Annotated in this window: 12 protein-coding genes; 11 read left to right on the top strand and 1 reads right to left on the bottom strand. The window is 74.5% G+C overall.

Annotated elements, in window-relative coordinates:
• The first annotated feature begins 124 nt into the window (after positions 1-124).
• The 5 genes from OH807_RS26955 to ftsY all read left to right on the top strand — a co-directional run bounded on the left by OH807_RS26955 (position 125) and on the right by ftsY (position 6,986).
• Positions 125-622: a winged helix-turn-helix transcriptional regulator gene (locus tag OH807_RS26955; protein ID WP_406203467.1), complete on the top strand. Its 498-nt coding sequence runs from the start codon at positions 125-127 to the stop codon at positions 620-622.
• Positions 623-668: 46 nt separating this feature from the next.
• A complete protein-coding gene (locus OH807_RS26960; protein WP_406203470.1) occupies positions 669-968 on the top strand; it encodes an acylphosphatase in 300 nt (99 codons plus the stop codon).
• A 423-nt stretch (positions 969-1,391) separates the two neighbouring features.
• Positions 1,392-1,595, top strand: a complete 204-nt coding sequence (locus OH807_RS26965) for a hypothetical protein (RefSeq protein ID WP_406203473.1) — start codon at positions 1,392-1,394, stop codon at positions 1,593-1,595.
• Between the two features lie 282 nt (positions 1,596-1,877).
• Positions 1,878-5,528, top strand: coding sequence for a chromosome segregation protein SMC (smc, locus tag OH807_RS26970; RefSeq protein WP_406203476.1), 3,651 nt, complete (start codon positions 1,878-1,880; stop codon positions 5,526-5,528).
• Between the two features lie 240 nt (positions 5,529-5,768).
• Complete coding sequence (gene ftsY, locus OH807_RS26975; protein ID WP_406203479.1) at positions 5,769-6,986, top strand: signal recognition particle-docking protein FtsY; 1,218 nt, start codon at positions 5,769-5,771, stop codon at positions 6,984-6,986.
• A 184-nt stretch (positions 6,987-7,170) separates the two neighbouring features.
• On the opposite strand, the gene OH807_RS26980 is transcribed toward ftsY, so the two are convergent.
• Positions 7,171-7,845 (bottom strand): bifunctional DNA primase/polymerase, encoded by a 675-nt coding sequence (locus OH807_RS26980; RefSeq protein WP_406203482.1) that lies wholly within the window; start codon positions 7,843-7,845, stop codon positions 7,171-7,173.
• A 675-nt stretch (positions 7,846-8,520) separates the two neighbouring features.
• On the opposite strand from OH807_RS26980, the gene OH807_RS26985 reads away from it, so the two are divergent.
• The 6 genes from OH807_RS26985 to OH807_RS27010 all read left to right on the top strand — a co-directional run bounded on the left by OH807_RS26985 (position 8,521) and on the right by OH807_RS27010 (position 17,255).
• Positions 8,521-9,975 carry a hypothetical protein gene (locus tag OH807_RS26985; RefSeq protein WP_406203485.1) on the top strand — a complete coding sequence of 485 codons (1,455 nt, stop codon included), beginning with the start codon at positions 8,521-8,523 and terminating at the stop codon, positions 9,973-9,975.
• A gap of 388 nt (positions 9,976-10,363) precedes the next feature.
• Complete coding sequence (locus tag OH807_RS26990; protein WP_406203488.1) at positions 10,364-11,716, top strand: ammonium transporter; 1,353 nt, start codon at positions 10,364-10,366, stop codon at positions 11,714-11,716.
• Positions 11,713-12,051, top strand: coding sequence for a P-II family nitrogen regulator (locus OH807_RS26995; RefSeq protein WP_406203491.1), 339 nt, complete (start codon positions 11,713-11,715; stop codon positions 12,049-12,051). Before OH807_RS26990 ends, OH807_RS26995 begins: the two co-directional genes overlap by 4 nt.
• Before the next feature lie 126 nt (positions 12,052-12,177).
• Entirely contained in the window at positions 12,178-14,643 is a 2,466-nt protein-coding gene (locus OH807_RS27000; protein ID WP_406203494.1) for a [protein-PII] uridylyltransferase, read from the top strand.
• Positions 14,644-14,972: 329 nt separating this feature from the next.
• Complete coding sequence (ffh, locus tag OH807_RS27005; protein ID WP_406211207.1) at positions 14,973-16,538, top strand: signal recognition particle protein; 1,566 nt, start codon at positions 14,973-14,975, stop codon at positions 16,536-16,538.
• A gap of 138 nt (positions 16,539-16,676) precedes the next feature.
• Positions 16,677-17,255 carry a GNAT family N-acetyltransferase gene (locus OH807_RS27010; protein WP_406203497.1) on the top strand — a complete coding sequence of 193 codons (579 nt, stop codon included), beginning with the start codon at positions 16,677-16,679 and terminating at the stop codon, positions 17,253-17,255.
• The last annotated feature ends 22 nt before the right edge of the window (positions 17,256-17,277 follow it).

Raw genomic sequence — 17,277 nt, forward strand, 5'->3', positions numbered from 1 at the left:
GACCCGCCGAGCTGGTGATCGGCACGCGGCCCCGCCGGGCGACCGGCGGGGCCGCGGTGCGTGCGGGCCGGCCGCCCCGAGTGGCAGGGTTTGAGAACGCAACCCTGTGTGGCAGGCTGGTCGGGTGACCTCCCAGCCGCCCCCGCCCCCGCCCGCCCTGCCCGGCCGGCCCTGCTCGATCGCGGCCGCCCTGCACGTGGTCGGCGAGAAGTGGGCGCTGCTCGCCGTGCGCGAGCTGTTCTACGGCAACCACCGGTTCGACCGGATCGCCCGCAACACCGGCGCCCCGCGGGACCGGCTGACCGCCCGGCTGCGCGCCCTGGAGGAGGCCGGGGTGGTCGAGCGCCGCGCCTACAGCGAGCGGCCCCCGCGCTACGAGTACCACCTGACCGAGGCCGGCCGTGATCTCGCGCCGCTCACCCACGCGCTGCTCGGCTGGGGCGACCGCTGGCTGCTGCCCGAGCGGCCGGTCGGCTTCGAGCACACCTCCGAGGGGCACCCCCCGCACCCGTACGACCCGGCCTGGGTCTGCCGCAGCTGCGGCGAGGAGGGCCACCGGGAGGACCTCCGGATGGAGATCCGCAGCCCCGGCTGGACGAGGGAGGGGCCCACCGGGCCGTGACCCCGGGCGGGCGGCAGGCCGTTCCCGCGCCGGATAGGGTCGGGACATGCACGGTCGTGACGCACACAGCGAGGAGCCGGTCCGGGCGACCGCCTGGGTGCGGGGCAGGGTCCAGCAGGTGGGCTTCCGCTGGTGGACCAGGGCGCGGGCGCTGGAGATCGGCCTGACCGGGTACGCGAGCAACCTCGGCGACGGTCGCGTCCAGGTGGTGGCCGAGGGGCCGGCCCCCGACTGCGAGCAGCTGCTGTCCCTGTTGAGGGGCCCCGACACGCCCGGCGCCGTCTCCGGTGTGACCGAGATCTGGACGGCCGTCGGCACCGGGTACGAGGGCTTCGCGATCCGCTGAACCCGCTGCTGGGACGGGTGGTGGGCCGACTTCCCGGGTGCGGTCGCGAAAAGATCGGCAACTGCCGGTGTCGTCCGGTTGCCATCGGGGCAGACTCGTGGTTGACTCCGCATCGAACGATGATCCACGAGCACCTGGTGGAGACCGGCCCGAGACCGCCTGACGTGACCACACCGCCAGGCAGGTGACAGGGGCGCGGTAGCGTGCGGTGATCGTGTTGACCCTTTCCGTCTTTGGTGAGACGCTTGAAGCCCGCGCACACGACCGCGTTTATCCGGTAGGCGTATACCCCGTGGGCCCAGCTCACGGTGGTTGTGCCGTGGTGCCCAGCCAGCACTGCCGGTGGCGCGACGCGCGTGCGTCCCCCTTCCCCCTAGACCACACCGTTCCGGTTCGGTCACTCAGCGTGGAGGACCATTCATCATGGCAAAGGCGCTTCTCGGGTACGTCGGCGGCCCCGACCCGCGAATGCTCACCGAGGTGCGACGGCTTCAGCAGCGCGTCCAGGACCTGGAGTCCGAGCTCATTCGGATGCAGGCTGAGAACGACGCTCTCACCGCTGTCGCTGACGAGCACTCGCTGCTCCGCAGTATCGACCTGGATCAGCGGGAGCCGGCTCTCACCTGAGTCCCGCCCGGTCCTCGCAGATCGACGCCGCTGTGCACTGAGCCGCCCCCCTAAGGGACGCAGCTTGCAAGGGACGCCCGTGTGGCGTCCCTTCGTCGTGTCCGTACCGGCTCGGAGCCGCCCCCGGCAGTCCGGAGCCGCCCGCAGCGGCGTCGGACCGCCGTGGCGCCGGACCGGGTCGGACGCGGCCGTGTCCGAGGGCGTTCGCGCCGCCCGCCGCCGATACAGTCGCCGCTGGGGCCCCGGAACGACGGCCCCGCGTAGCGACGAGGAGGCCCGCGCGTGCACCTGAAGAGCCTGACGCTGCGCGGGTTCAAGTCCTTCGCCTCCGCCACCACCCTGCGGTTCGAACCCGGCATCACCTGCGTGGTCGGCCCCAACGGCTCCGGCAAGTCCAACGTCGTCGACGCGCTCTCCTGGGTGATGGGGGAGCAGGGCGCCAAGTCCCTGCGCGGCGGCAAGATGGAGGACGTCATCTTCGCCGGGACGAGCGGGCGCGCCCCGCTCGGCCGCGCCGAGGTCAGCCTCACCATCGACAACACCGACGGCGCACTCCCGATCGAGTACGCCGAGGTCACCATCACCCGGACGATGTTCCGCAACGGCGGCAGCGAGTACGCGCTCAACGGCGACACCTGCCGCCTGCTGGACATCCAGGAGCTGTTGTCCGACTCCGGCATCGGCCGCGAGATGCACGTCATCGTCGGCCAGGGGCAGCTGGACTCCGTCCTGCACGCCGACCCGATGGGCCGCCGGGCCTTCATCGAGGAGGCCGCCGGCGTCCTCAAGCACCGCAAGCGCAAGGAGAAGGCGCTTCGGAAGCTGGACTCGATGCAGGTCAACCTCAACCGCGTCCAGGACCTGGTGGCCGAACTCCGCCGCCAGCTGGGCCCGCTGGGCCGCCAGGCGAAGATCGCCCGCCGCGCCGCCGGCATCCAGGCCGACCTGCGCGACGCCCGGCTGAGGCTGCTCGCCGACGACCTGCTCACCCTGCGCCGGGCCGTCGAGGCCGAGATCGCCGACGAGCTCGCACTGAAACTGCGGCGCTCCACCGTCGAGCAGGAGCTGGCCCGGGCAGTGCAGCGCGAAGCCGTCCTGGAGGCGCAGGTCCAGCAGCTCGGCCCGGCCCTGGAGTCGGCCCGGCAGACCTGGTACCGGCTCTCCGCACTGGCCGAACGGACCCGGGGCACCGTCGGACTGGCCGGGGCACGGGCCCGCCACGCCGCCGTCGGCGGGCAGGCGGAGGAGCGCCGCGGCCGGGATCCGGAGGAGCTGGAGCAGGAGGCCGAGCGAGTCCGGGAGGAGGAGGCCGCACTCACCGAGGCGCTGGAGGAGGCCCGGTACGCGCTGGCCGAGGCGGTCGAGACCCGGGCCGAGCTGGAACGCGCGCTCGCCGCGGAGGAACGCCGGCTGAAGGACGCCGCCCGGGCCATCGCCGATCGCCGGGAGGGCCTGGCCCGTCTGCAGGGGCAGGCCGCGGCCGCCCGCTCCGAGGCCGCCGCCGCCGAGGCCGAGATCGGCCGGCTCGCCGAGGCCCGGGACGAGGCGCTGCTGCGGGCCGGGGCCGCCCGGCAGGAGTACGAGGAACTGCGCGACCAGGTCGGCGATTCGGCCGGCGACGAGGAGCGGGCCGACGCCGCGAACGACGCCGCGCGCGAGCGGCTCGCGGCCGTCGAGCGGGACCTGGCCGCCGCCCGCGACGAGGCCGGCGCCGCCGAGCGCGAGCGGGCCGGGCTCACCGCGCGGCACGAGGCGCTCTCGCTCGGACTGCGCCGCAAGGACGGCAGCGGCGCGCTGCTGGCGGGCGGTGACCGGCCGGCCGGACTGCTCGGCCCGGCGGCCGCGCTGCTGCGGATCACCCCCGGCCACGAGAGCGCCGTCGCGGCGGCGCTCGGCGCGGCGGCGGACGCGGTCGCGGCGGACTCGCCCGGCGCCGCCGCCGAGGCGCTGCGGCTGCTGCGACGGACGGACGCCGGCCGGGCCGCCCTGCTGATCGCGGGCGCCCCGGAGCCGGCGCCCGCCACCGCGGAGCTGCCGGCCGGTGCCCGCTGGGCCGTCGAACTCGTCGACGGGCCCGCCGAGTTGCTGCCCGCCGTCCGGGCCGCGCTGGCCGGCGTCGCGGTGGTCGGCTCGCTCGACGAGGCGTTGGCGCTGGTCACCGCGCACCCCGCGCTGGCCGCCGTCACCGCGGACGGCGACCGGCTCGGCGCGGGCTTCGCACACGGCGGTTCGGCGGGCGCGCCGAGCCAGTTGGAGACCAGGGCCGCGGTCGACGAGGCCGCCCGGGCGCTCGGGCTGCTGGCCCTCCGCTGCACCGACGCCTCCGAGCGGCTGGCCGAACTCACCGGGCTGCGCCGGGAGTCGGCCGCCGCCCTGGAGCAACTCGCCACCCACCGGCGGCAGGCCGAGAAGCAGCGGGCCGAGGTGGCGGGCACGCTCGGCCGGCTCGGCGGGCAGTCCCGGGCCGCGGCCGGCGAGGCCGAGCGGCTCACCGCCGCCGCCGGCCGGGCCGAACAGGGACTGGCCCAACTGCACGCCACCGCCGAGGAGCTGGCCGAGCGGCTGGCCGCCGCCGAGGAGTCGGCGGAGGCGGGCGAGGACGAACCGGACACGGCCGAACAGCAACGCCTGGCCGGCGCCGCCACCGCCGCCCGGCAGAACGAGCTGGAGGCCCGGCTCGCGATGCGCACCCACGAGGAGCGGGTGCGCGCGCTGAGCGGGCGCGCCGACCAGCTCGACCGGGCCGCCCGCGCCGAGCGCGAGGCGCGTGCCCGGGCGGCCGAGCGCCGCCGGCGCGCCGAGCACGACGCCGGGGTGGCGAACGCCGTCGCGGCGGGCGCCCGGCAGCTGCTGGCCTGTCTGGAGGTGTCGCTCGCCCGCGCCGACGCCGGGCGGGCCGCCGCCGAACAGGCGCGCGAGGAGCGCGAGGTGCAGCTCCGGGCCCACCGCGAGCAGGGCCGCGGACTCAAGGCCGAGCTGGACCGGCTGGTCGACGCCGGACACCGGGACGAGGTGCTGCGCGCCGAGAAGCGGCTGCGGATCGAGCAGCTGGAGGGGAGGGCGCTGGAGGAGTTCGGCATCGAGGGCGGCGAACTTCTCGCCGGGTACGGGCCCGACCGGCCGGTACCGCCGGCCCCGCCCGAGGAGGGCCAGGAGCCCGGCGAGCCGCGTCCCTACGACCGGGCCGAGCAGGAGCAGCGGCTGCGGGCGGCCGAGAAGGCGTACCAGCAGCTCGGCAAGGTGAACCCGCTGGCGCTGGAGGAGTTCGCGGCGCTGGAGGAACGCCACAAGTTCCTCGGCGAGCAGCTGGACGACCTGAAGCGGAGCCGGCGCGACCTGCTCGACATCGTCAAGGACGTCGACGAGCGGGTCGAGCAGCTGTTCACCTCGGCCTACCACGACACGGCCGCCCAGTTCGAGGGAGTCTTCTCGCGGCTCTTCCCCGGCGGGGAGGGCCGGCTGGTGCTGACCGACCCGGAGAACATGCTGACCACCGGCGTCGAGGTGGAGGCCCGCCCGCCGGGCAAGAAGGTCAAGCGGCTCTCGCTGCTCTCCGGTGGCGAGCGCTCGCTGACGGCGGTGGCGCTGCTGGTGTCGATCTTCAAGGCCCGGCCCAGCCCGTTCTACGTGATGGACGAGGTCGAGGCGGCGCTGGACGAGACCAACCTGCGCCGGCTGGTCGGGATCATGGAGGAGCTGCGGGAGAGCTCGCAGCTGATCGTGATCACCCACCAGAAGCTGACCATGGAGTCGGCCGACGCCCTCTACGGCGTGACCATGAAGGGCGACGGCATCTCGCAGGTGATCAGCCAGCGGCTGCGCGAGGGGGCGGCTCCGGGCCGGCGGGCCGGGGGAGGGCCCGGGGAGCGGAAGGCGGCGGTGGCGCCTCCGCGGCGGCAGGTGGAGGCCGCGCCCGCCGGGCCGGCGGACTGATCCGTCGGTCCGCGCCGGGGCGGATGCCCCCGGAGGGCCCGATCACGGATACTGGACAGGTTGTGACTCCTCCCCCTCGCGTGCGAGGGGGCTTCTCACTCAGCCGCTTGACGACCTCATGACGGCCAAGCCCTGACCGGTGCCGGACGGCGCCGCGGTCAGCGTAAGGGAGGCGGCGGCGCTCCGTGCGTCGGTGACCGAAGGATCACTCTGCCGTGGGATCCAGTGAAGGAGATTGATGTGGAATACGTGATCCTTGCCGTCGTGCTGGCCGTGCTCGCGGTCGGCGCGATCGCGGGCTTCGTGGTGTCCGGCAGACGACGCCGGGAGCTGCCGCCGAAGCCGCAGGCGCCGGTCATCACGGCGCCCCCGACCCCGCGCGAGCCCGCCGTCGGCGAGGAGGCCGCGCCGCCGACCGAGGAGCCCCGCCGCACCGTCGAGGAGGTGGAGCTCCCGGAGGCCGAGGCCCTCGCGACCGCCGAGGCCCCCGAGGTCGTCGAGCCCGTCGAGGAGGCTCCGGCCCTCGACGTCCCCGAGCCGACCGCCGGCCGTCTCGTCCGGCTGCGCTCCCGGCTCTCCCGCTCGCAGAACTCGCTCGGCAAGGGCCTGCTCTCGCTGCTCTCCCGCGAGCACCTGGACGAGGACACCTGGGAGGAGATCGAGGAGACCCTGCTGATCGCCGACGTCGGCGTGACCCCGACCCAGGAGCTGGTCGAGCGGCTGCGCACCCGGGTGAAGGTGCTCGGCACCCGCACCCCGGACGAGCTGCGCGCGCTGCTCCGCGAGGAGCTGGTCGAGCTGGTCGGCAAGGACGCCGACCGCACCGTGCACTCCACCAAGCACGCGGAGGGCCCCGCGGTCGTCCTGGTGGTCGGCGTCAACGGCGTCGGCAAGACCACCACCACGGGCAAGCTGGCCCGCGTCCTGGTCGCCGACGGCCGCAAGGTGGTGCTCGGCGCCGCCGACACCTTCCGCGCCGCCGCCGCCGACCAGCTCCAGACCTGGGGCGAGCGGGTCGGCGCGCGGACCGTGCGCGGCCCCGAGGGCGGCGACCCGGCCTCGATCGCGTTCGACGCGGTCAAGGAGGGCATCGCCGAGGGGGCCGACACCGTGCTGGTGGACACCGCCGGCCGGCTGCACACCAAGACCGGCCTGATGGACGAGCTGGGCAAGGTGAAGCGGGTCGTCGAGAAGCACGGCCCGGTGGACGAGGTGCTGCTGGTGCTGGACGCCACCACCGGCCAGAACGGGCTGGTCCAGGCCCGGGTCTTCGCCGAGGTGGTGGACATCACCGGCATCGTGCTGACCAAGCTGGACGGCACCGCCAAGGGCGGCATCGTGGTCGCCGTCCAGCGGGAGCTGGGCGTGCCGGTCAAGCTGATCGGTCTGGGCGAGGGCGCCGACGACCTGGCGCCGTTCGAGCCCGGTGCGTTCGTGGACGCGCTGATCGGGGACTGACCCCGGCCGGCCGGCGATCCGGCGCGGTTCCGGTGAACCGGCGGTTCAGGTGAAGGGTCCGCTCCCTCGGGGGGCGGGCCCTTCGGCGTACCGGCCCGGGGGCGGGCCGGAACCGAGCGGCCCGGGCTGAGCGGGAGGGACCGGGTGCGGGGGAGCGAGGGGCCGGCGGGCTACGGAGTGCGGGTCACGAGGCGAGCCAGGCGGGCTCCGCGGTGCGTTCGCGGCCGCGGTGGCAGGCGTAGGCGAGGGTGCCGAGGAGCAGGCGGGCCTCGGGCGGGCAGCCGGCGTTGTCGCGGGTCGGCCGGCGCAGCCAGCGGACCGGGCCGAGCCCGCCGAGCACGGTGGGGGGAGCGGCGACGTAGCTGCCCTCGCCGTGGCAGGCGAGGTCGAGCGCGGCGTCGTCCCAGCCCATCCGGTACAGCAGGTCGGGAAGCCGGCGGGCGGTGCCCGCGGCGACGAGGAACTGCAGCCGGCCGGTGGGGGCAGCCAGCACCGGACCGACCTGGGTGCCCATCCGCTCCAGCCGGACCAGGGCCTGGAGGCCGGCCTGCTCGGGGACGTCCAGGACGTCGAAGGCGCGGCCGGTGGGGAAGAGCACCGAGGCGTCCGCGCCGGACCGGCCGGCGGGCTCGCTCCCGGGAACGGGGTGCAGGCCGGGCGCGGCGCACCGCGGGGTGCCGCAGGGGCAGCGGGCCGGGCCGGTGGCCGGGCCGGCCGGGTTGCCGACGGCGACCGCCCAGCCCCAGCGGCCGGTGTACTCCGCGGCCGCCCGGGACACGGTGACCCGGGTGCGGCGGCGCGCGCCCAGCGGGGCCAACCGCAGGTGCCCCAGTCGAAGTTCGCCGAACAGGTTGTCCATGCCTCCCCCAACAGGTTGTCGTTGCCGATGGTTACGGGATGGTGACTTTGTGTTGATTGTCCGTTGCGTGGTGCGTGGTGCGGTGGCGGCGCGCAGCGCGTGGCGTGCGCCTGATGCGGGGTCGCGCCTCGGGCGCCGCCTTGTGGCGGGCGGGCCCGATGCCGGATCGTCGTGAACGCGGGCGGGTCGTCGATCCGGGCGGGTGGCGAATCCGCCGGTGGCTGCTGCGGATTGCCTGCTGGGCCGGGGTGCCGGCGGGGGGACTTGGCGGCCCGCATATGCCGGACCGTCGGGACTACCCAGTGAAGCGTGTGCGGACTTGCATCGGTTCACTCCTGGGGGTGGCGAAAGGTGGCGTTTCGCCAGGGTCGCTCCCCCGGGTAGTGCACAGGGCACTACGTTCAGCACACGGGTACCGTCGGACAATCCACTCCAGGCCCTCGGGGGACGGGAGTTGGGAGAACTGACGGATCGTCCGCCAGGATGGCACACCAGTACGACCAACGGTTCGACGAGCGAATCCCGGGCCGGGGATTCCGGTGAACGGTGCGAACGATCCCGCTCGGCGGTTTCGGCAGCACCTCAGGTACGGCACGTCTGGCAAGAGCCCGCAACCGTCGGGCGGTCACGATCGGGGGCCCCGCAGCAGGGGCCGGGCGGGATGGGGACGTTCCCATGGCAGAGAAGCAACCCAATGAGAAGCTGACCACGTGGTTCGCCCGCAGCGGCTGGTCCAAGGGGGAGTTGGCCCGCCAGGTCAACCGCCGGGCCCGCCAGATCGGCGCCCACCACGTCTCCACCGACACCTCGCGGGTGCGCCGATGGCTCGACGGCGAGCAGCCCCGCGAGCCCATCCCGAAGATCATGTCGGAGCTGTTCTCGGAGCGCTTCGGCTCGGTGGTCTCCATCGAGGACCTCGGGCTGCGGGCCGCCGTCCCGGTCTCCACCGTGGGCGGCGGCGTCGACCTGCCGTGGAGCGCGCCGCAGACCGTCCAGCTGATCAGCGACTACTCGCGCAGCGACCTCATGCTCAACCGGCGCGGCTTCCTCGGCACTTCGCTCGCCCTGACGGCCGGCGCGGCACTGATCGAGCCGATGCAGCGCTGGCTCGCCCCCGGCCCGACCGGCATTCCCACCCCGATCCTGACCGCGGCCAACGGCGGCGAGCCGTTCACCGGCCGGCTCTCCGAGCCCGAGCTGGAACTGCTTGAGCAGACCACCGTCATGTTCCGCCAGTGGGACGCCCAGAACGGCGGCGGGCTGCGCCGAAAAGCCGTCGTCGGCCAGCTCCACGAGGTCACCGACCTGCTCCAGGAGACCTACCCCGAACAGACCACCAGGCGGCTGTTCCGGCTCACCGCCGAGCTGGCCCACCTGGCCGGCTGGATGTCGTACGACGTCGGCATGCACCCCAGCGCGCAGAAGTACTACGTACTGGCGCTGCACGCCGCAAAGGAGGCCGGCGACCGCCCGTTCGGCGCCCTGATCCTCACCGACATGAGCCGCCAGATGATCCACCTCAACCGCGGCGAGGACGCCCTGGAGCTGATCCACCTCGCCCAGTACGGCAGCCGCGACACCGCCACCCCGCGCCAGCAGTCGCTGCTCTACGCGATGGAGGCGCGCGCCTACGCCACCATCGGCGAGATCAACCGCTGCGCCCGGGCGGTGCGGCTGGCCGAGGACACCTTCACCGACATCCGCGAGGGCGACGGCGACCCGGACTGGCTGAAGTTCTTCTCGCCGGCCGAGCTGAACGCCGAGAACGCGCACTCCTTCCGCGACCTCGCCTACCACTCCGACCAGGCCGAGCTGTACGCCTCGATGTCGGCCCCCGTGATGGAGCGCGCCGTCGACCTCTTCCGCCAGGACGGCGACCACGTCCGCTCGTACGCCTTCAACCTGGTCGGCATGGCCAGCGTGCACCTGCTGCAGCGGGAGCCGGAGGAGGCGGCGGTCTTCGCCGAGAAGGCGGTGGACATCGCCACCAAGGTCCGCTCGGAGCGCCTGAACTCCCGGGTGCGCAAGACCACGGAGGCCGCCGCCGCCCGCTTCAAGGGCGTGGACGCGGTGACCCGGCTCAAGGAGCGGGTCGTCCAGGACATCCCCGAGTACGTCTCGGTGGTCTGACCGCCGGCCTGTCCGCCCCGCCCCGTCTGTCTCCGCCCCGCCCGCCCGGGCCCGGCCGCGCTGCCCCGCCCCCTCCGGTGGCACCGCGCCGGGCCTCCCGCCGGACTCCACCGGACTCCACCGACCGTGACGGCCACCGCCGCCACGGTCGGTGGTGGTCGGCGTACTCCCCGTGCCGCGCGGCGGCACGGTAACCCATTCGGCGGCGCGGCACGGCCGTGGTTCACGCAGGCGTAACCCCTGCGTCGCCGGCGTCACGGTCGCGAAACAACGGGCCGCATCGGCCGAAACCAGCCTTCGGCACTCTCCTTCTCATCGCCGACACCCCGGGTGGCACGGGACAGGTAATCCCGGGTGTGGAGCGGCTTCCATTCATGAGGAGACGCCGATGCCGGACGGCTTCAGCGCGGGCGATACCGCCTTTGTGCTCATTTGTGCGGCCCTGGTCATGGTGATGACCCCGGGTCTGGCCTTCTTCTACGGGGGCATGGTCAGGGCCAAGAGCACGCTCAACATGCTGGCGATGAGTTTCCTCTCGCTCGGCATCGTCAGTGTGCTCTGGGTGCTCTACGGGTACTCGCTCAGCTTCGGGCCCGACGCGGGCGCCGGCCTGATCGGCAACCTGGACTTCCTCGGGATGCGCGGCATCGGGCTGAACGACCTGGCCGGGACGATCCCGGTCACCGCGTTCTCCGCCTTCCAGCTGATGTTCGCGATCATCACCCCGGCGCTGATCAGCGGCGCCGTCGCGGACCGCGCCAAGTTCACCGCCTGGGGCCTGTTCATCGCGCTCTGGGTGACCGTCGTCTACTTCCCGGTCGCGCACTGGGTCTTCTTCTTCGACGGCGGCAACGGTGGCTGGCTGGGCGACCGCAACGGCGTGATCGACTTCGCCGGCGGCACCGCCGTGCACATCAACGCCGGCGTCGCCGGCCTGGCGCTCTGCCTGGTGCTGGGCAAGCGGGTCGGCTTCCGCAAGGACCCGATGCGCCCGCACAGCCTGCCGCTGGTGATGCTCGGCTCCGGGCTGCTCTGGTTCGGCTGGTTCGGCTTCAACGCCGGCTCCGCCCTGGCCGCCAACGGCGTCGCCGCGATGGCCCTGATCAACACCCAGGTCGCCACGGCGGCCGCGCTGATCGGCTGGCTGATCTACGAGAAGCTGCGGCACGGCGCCTTCACGACGCTGGGCGCCGCCTCCGGCGCGGTGGCCGGCCTGGTCGCCATCACCCCGGCCTGCGGCTCGGTCTCCCCGCTCGGCGCGGTGGCGATCGGCCTGATCGCCGGCGCCGTCTGCGCCGCGGCGATCAGCCTGAAGTACCGCTTCGGCTTCGACGACTCGCTCGACGTGGTCGGCGTGCACGCCGTCGGCGGCGCGATCGGCTCGCTGCTGGTCGGCCTCTTCGCCACCGGCACGGTCGGCCAGACCGCCAAGGGGCTCTTCTACGGCGGCGGCCTGGACCAGCTCGGCAAGCAGGCGATGGGCGTGGCCGTGGTCGCCGTGTACTCCTTCGTGCTCTCCTGGTTGCTGGCCAAGGCGATCGACAGCACGGTCGGCTTCCGGGTCGCCGAGGAGGTCGAGGTGGCCGGCATCGACCAGGCCGAGCACGCCGAGTCCGCGTACGACTTCAGCGCCCTGGGCGCCGGCCTGGCCCGGACCACCCTGGCGGCCCCACCCGCTGCACCCGCCGCTCCCGCCGCCGCTCCGAAGAGCACCGAGAAGACCGAGGTCGACGCCCGATGAAGCTGATCACCGCCGTCATCAAGCCGCACCGCCTGGACGACGTGAAGGCCGCCCTGCAGGCCTTCGGCGTGCACGGCCTGACCGTCACCGAGGCCAGCGGCTACGGCCGCCAGCGCGGCCACACCGAGGTCTACCGGGGCGCGGAGTACACCGTGGACCTGGTGCCCAAGGTCAGAATCGAGGTCCTGGCCGAGGACGACGACGCCGACCAGCTGATCGACGTCCTGGTCACGGCGGCCCGGACCGGCAAGATCGGGGACGGCAAGGTGTGGAGCGTCCCGGTCGACTCCGTCGTCCGGGTCCGGACCGGCGAGCGCGGCCCCGACGCCCTGTAGACCGGACAGGTTCTAGCATTCAGCTCGATCGACCCGCAGGCGGGCCCGAGACCACTCCTGGTCACGGGTCCGCCAACGGCGCATCAGTGCAGCTTCGCTCAACCGCACGACGGACGGGGACTTCGCATGGCCACCGGAACCGACGACCCCCTCGACCACGGCGCCGCCCGCGCCCGGCTGCTGGACGGCCCCGGCCCGGCCGGCAGCGCCCGCCGGGCGGCGCTGTCCGCGCTTACCGACAGCTGGCTGACCGGCCTGCTCGCGGCGGCCGGCGCCCCCGCCGGCGTCGCCCTGGTCGCGGTCGGCGGGTACGGGCGCGGCGAGCTCTCCCCGCGCAGCGACCTCGACGTCCTGCTGCTGCACGAGGGCCCGCTCGACCCCGCGTTGCCGGAACGGATCTGGTACCCGATCTGGGACACCGGCACCGCCCTCGACCACTCCGTCCGCACGCCCGCCGAGGCCCGCGCCGTCGCCGCCGCCGACCTCAAGGCCCAGCTCGGCCTGCTGGACGCCCGGCACATCGCCGGCGACCCGGCGCTCACCGCCGGGCTGCGCTCGGCCGTCCTCGCCGACTGGCGAGCCAGGGCGCCCGAGCGCCTGCCCGAGCTGCGCGACCTCGGCCGGGAGCGCGCCGAGCGTCACGGTGAGCTCTCCTTCCTCCTGGAGCCCGACCTCAAGGAGGCGCGCGGCGGCCTGCGCGACGTGGTCGCGCTGAACGCGGTGGCCGCCACCTGGCTGGCCGACGCGCCCCGGGACGGCCTGGACGCCGCCGCGCTGCGGCTGGCCGACGTCCGCGACGCGCTGCACCTGGCCACCGGCCGGGCCACCGAACGGCTCAGCCTCCAGGAGCAGGACCAGGTCGCCGAGCGGCTCGGGGTGCTCGACGCCGACACCCTGCTGCGCCAGGTCTACGAGGCCGCCCGGACCATCGCCTACGCGAGCGACGTCACCTGGCGGTCGGTGGACCGGGTGCTGGCCGCCCGCTCCGGTCGCGGCCGCCGCTCGCCCCGGCTCTCCTTCCCGTTCACCGGAGCCGGGCGCGGCGCGGGCGCGGTGGCCCGCGGCGCCGTCGAGCGCCGCCCGCTCGCCGAGGGCGTGGTGGAGCAGGACGGCGAAGCGGTGCTGGCCCAGGGCGCCCGCCCGGCCACCGACCCGGTGCTGCCGCTGCGCGCCGCTGCGGCCGCCGCCCAGAACGGGCTGACCGTCTCGTACGCGACCGTGCGGCGGCTGGCCGCCGAGTGCCGCCCGCTGCCGGTGCCCTGGCCGGACGAGGCCCGCGAGCAGCTGGTCACCCTGCTGGGCGCGGGCGAGGCCTGCCTGCCGGTCTGGGAGGCGCTGGAGGCCGAGGGGCTGATCACCCGGCTGCTGCCGGACTGGGAGCGGGTCCGCTGCCGCCCGCAGCGCAACGCCGTGCACCGCTGGACGGTCGACCGGCACCTGGTCGAGACGGCCGTGCGGGCCGCCGGGATGACCCGCCGGGTCGCCCGGCCGGACCTGCTGCTGGTCGCCGCGCTGCTGCACGACATCGGCAAGGGCTGGCCCGGCGACCACAGCGAGGCGGGCGAGGTGATCGTCCGCGACGTAGCCGTCCGGATGGGCTTCGACCGGGAGTCGGTGGAGACCCTGGCGATGCTGGTCCGCCACCACCTGACCCTGGTGGACACCGCCACCCGGCGGGACCCGGACGACCCGGCCACCGTCGAGGCGATCACCAAGGTCGTCGCCACCGTGCCGCAGCTGGAGCTGCTGCACGCGCTCACCGAGGCCGACGCGACCGCCACCGGGCCGGCCGCCTGGAGCCGCTGGCGGGCCTCGCTGGTGGACGGTCTGGCGGCCCGGGTCGCCGCCCAGCTGGCCGGCGGCTACCCCCGGCCGGCCGACGACGAGCCGACCGCCGAACAGGAGCGGCTCGCGGTGGAGGCCGCCCGGACGGGCGGACCGGCGCTCTCCCTGCTGGCCCAGGCCGAGGTGGCCGCGCAGGCCGAGGCGTCCGCCCGGCCCGGCGCGGCGGACGAGCCGGGCACCGAGCCGATGGGCGTCCGGCTGACCCTCGCCGTGCCGGACCGGCCGGGGCTGCTCGGCACCGTCGCCGGAGTGCTGGCCCTGCACCGGCTGACCGTGCGCTCGGCCGGGCTGCGGGAGCTCGACCCGATCGGGGCGGGCCCGGTGCTGCTGCTCTCCTGGACGGTGGCCGCCGAGTTCGGCGAGCTGCCGGAGGCGGCCCGGCTCCGGGCCGATCTGCGCCGGGCGCTGGACGGCTCGCTGGACGTCTCGCGCCGGCTCGCCGAGCGCGACGCGGCCGCCCCGCGCCGGCGCGGCATCCCGACCCCCCCGCCGGTGGTCGCGGTGGCGCCCGCGGTGGCCTCGGCGACGGCGACCGTGCTGGAGGTGCGCGCCCACGACGCACCCGGGCTGCTGCACCGGATCGGGCGGGCGCTGGACGGCGCGGGGGTGCGCGTCCGGACGGCGCACGTCTCCACGCTGGGCGCGGACGCGGTGGACTCCTTCTACCTGACCGACGACGCGGGCCGGCCGCTCGCCGCCCAGCGGGCGGGGGAGGTGGCGGCGGCGGTCCGCGCCGCCCTGGGCTGACCTCGTACCGGCCCGCACCGGCCCGCACCGGCCTTCCGCGCCCCCGTCCGGCCCTCCGCGCCCTGGTTCTTCGCGGCCCGGCCCTCCGCGCCCTGGTTCTTCGCGGCCCGGCCCTCCGCGCCCCGGTTCTTCGCGGCCCGGGCAGCGGTCGGGACGCCGCCGGGGAGCTCCGGGGGCGCGGCCGGGAGGGCTCCGGAGCGGTATCCGGCGAGGTCCGGGGCCGTTCCGGGAGAGGTCGTCCCGGGGGTGGAGACCGTTCGCGGGGTGGCCGGATACCCTTGGGGACGACGACCGTACTGATACCGATGCCGCAGAGGACCCGCGACGACGTGTTCGACACCCTTTCCGATCGCCTCGCAGCGACGTTCAAGAACCTCCGGGGCAAGGGCCGCCTCAGCGAGGCGGACATCGACGCCACCACCCGCGAGATCCGCATCGCGCTGCTGGAGGCGGACGTCGCGCTGCCGGTCGTGCGGGCCTTCATCAAGCAGGTCAAGGAGCGTGCCCTCGGCTCCGAGGTCTCCGGCGCGCTGAACCCCGCGCAGCAGATCATCAAGATCGTCAACGAGGAGCTCATCGCGATCCTCGGCGGCGAGACCCGCCGGGTGCGGTTCGCCAAGAGCGGCCCGACGGTGATCATGCTCGCCGGTCTCCAGGGTGCCGGTAAGACCACCCTCGCGGGCAAGCTCGGCCACTGGCTGAAGCAGCAGAAGCACACCCCGCTGCTGGTCGCCTGCGACCTCCAGCGCCCCAACGCCGTCAACCAGCTCCAGGTCGTCGCCGACCGGGCCGGCGTGGCGTTCTACGGCCCGCAGCCGGGCAACGGCGTCGGCGACCCGGTGCAGGTCGCCCGGGACTCGATCGAGTACGCCAAGCAGAAGCAGTACGACGTCGTCATCGTCGACACCGCCGGCCGCCTCGGCATCGACGCCGAGCTGATGCAGCAGGCCGCCGACATCCGGACCGCGGTCGATCCGGACGAGGTGCTGTTCGTCGTCGACGCGATGATCGGCCAGGACGCCGTCACCACCGCGCAGGCCTTCCTCGACGGCGTCGACTTCACCGGCGTGGTGCTCTCCAAGCTCGACGGCGACGCCCGCGGCGGCGCCGCGCTGTCGGTCGCGCACGTCACCGGCCGGCAGATCATGTTCGCCTCCAACGGCGAGAAGGTCGACGAGTTCGACGCCTTCCACCCGGACCGGATGGCCTCCCGGATCCTCGGCATGGGCGACATGCTCTCGCTGATCGAGAAGGCCGAGCAGACCTTCTCGCAGGCCGAGGCCGAGAAGATCGCCTCCAAGCTGCAGGGCGGCGGCAAGGACTTCACGCTCGACGACTTCCTGGACCAGCTGGAGCAGGTCCGGAAGATGGGCTCGATCTCCAAGCTGCTGGGCATGCTGCCGGGGATGGGCCAGATCCGCGAGCAGATCAACAACATCGACGACAAGGACGTCGACCGCGTCGGCGCCATCATCAAGTCGATGACCCCGGCCGAGCGGACCGACCCGAAGCTCATCAACGGCTCGCGCCGCGCGCGCATCGCCAAGGGCTCCGGCGTCCAGGTCGGCGAGGTCAACAACCTGGTCCAGCGGTTCTTCGACGCCCGCAAGATGATGTCCGCGATGGCCTCCGGCAAGGGAATCCCCGGCATGCCGGGGATCCCGGGCATGGGCGGCGGCTCCAAGAAGTCCGCCAAGAAGGCCCAGGTGGCCAAGGGCAAGCGCAAGAGCGGCAACCCGCTGAAGCGCGCGCAGGAGGAGGCGGCCGCCGCCGAGCGGCGCGCGCTCGGCCCGGGTGCCGAGCAGGCTCCCGCCCAGGGCGGCGCGTTCGGGCTCGGCGCGGGCAAGGGCCCGGCCGACTTCGAGCTGCCGAAGGAGTTCAAGGACCTGCTCTAGGCCCCGTCGGGTCGCGAGAGCGGCCCCGGCGCCCGCCCGAGCGGTCCCGTCGCACCTGGACGGCCCGCCACCCGGTTCCCCCGGGCGGCGGGCCGTCCGCATGTCCGGCGGGCCGTCCAGGTCCGGCGGGCCGTCGGCATGTCCGATGATGAGGGGGTGAGAGTGACGATCAGGGCCCCGCGGGCCGGGGACGAGGCCGTGTACGCCGAGGCGGTCCGACGGTCCGCCGACCACATCGGGCGGTGGAACCCGGTCGAGCCGGACGGCCTCCCGGACCTGCTGGCGCGGCAGGGCGCCGGGCTGCGCACCTTCCTCATCCTCGACCGGGAGACCGGCGGACTGGTCGGCAAGGTGAACGTGGCCAACATCGTCATGGGCCGGTTCTGCAACGGCGCGCTCGGCTACGACTCGTACCTGCCGTTCGCCGGGACCGGCCGGATGGCCGAGGGCATGCAACTGGTGGTGGACCGCTGCTTCGCCCCCCAGGCGTCCGGCGGCCTCGGGCTGCACCGGCTGGAGATCAACGTGCAGCCGGACAACGAGCGTTCGATCGGCCTGGCCAAGCGGCTGGGCTTCCGGCACGAGGGGTTCACCCCGCGGATGCTGTACCTGCAGGGCGGCTGGCGGGACCACGAGCGGTTCGCGCTGACCACGGAGGAGTGGCCGGGGCCGGTGGGCCGGGCGAGCGCTGCGGCGCAGCGGGGCCGGGTGACCTGAGCCGACGGGTGACCGGAGGCGG

The sequence above is a fragment of the Kitasatospora sp. NBC_01560 genome (genome assembly GCF_045208415.1).
In the GTDB taxonomy this organism is placed as follows: domain Bacteria; phylum Actinomycetota; class Actinomycetes; order Streptomycetales; family Streptomycetaceae; genus Kitasatospora.

Coding starts and splice junctions, on each gene's coding strand:
- OH807_RS26960 (WP_406203470.1), top strand. CDS start 669: ATGCACGGTCGTGACGCACACAGCGAGGAGCCGGTCCGGGCGACCGCC.
- OH807_RS26965 (WP_406203473.1), top strand. CDS start 1,392: ATGGCAAAGGCGCTTCTCGGGTACGTCGGCGGCCCCGACCCGCGAATG.
- OH807_RS26980 (WP_406203482.1), bottom strand. CDS start 7,845: ATGGACAACCTGTTCGGCGAACTTCGACTGGGGCACCTGCGGTTGGCC.
- OH807_RS26985 (WP_406203485.1), top strand. CDS start 8,521: ATGGCAGAGAAGCAACCCAATGAGAAGCTGACCACGTGGTTCGCCCGC.
- OH807_RS26990 (WP_406203488.1), top strand. CDS start 10,364: ATGCCGGACGGCTTCAGCGCGGGCGATACCGCCTTTGTGCTCATTTGT.
- OH807_RS26995 (WP_406203491.1), top strand. CDS start 11,713: ATGAAGCTGATCACCGCCGTCATCAAGCCGCACCGCCTGGACGACGTG.
- OH807_RS27000 (WP_406203494.1), top strand. CDS start 12,178: ATGGCCACCGGAACCGACGACCCCCTCGACCACGGCGCCGCCCGCGCC.
- OH807_RS27010 (WP_406203497.1), top strand. CDS start 16,677: ATGTCCGATGATGAGGGGGTGAGAGTGACGATCAGGGCCCCGCGGGCC.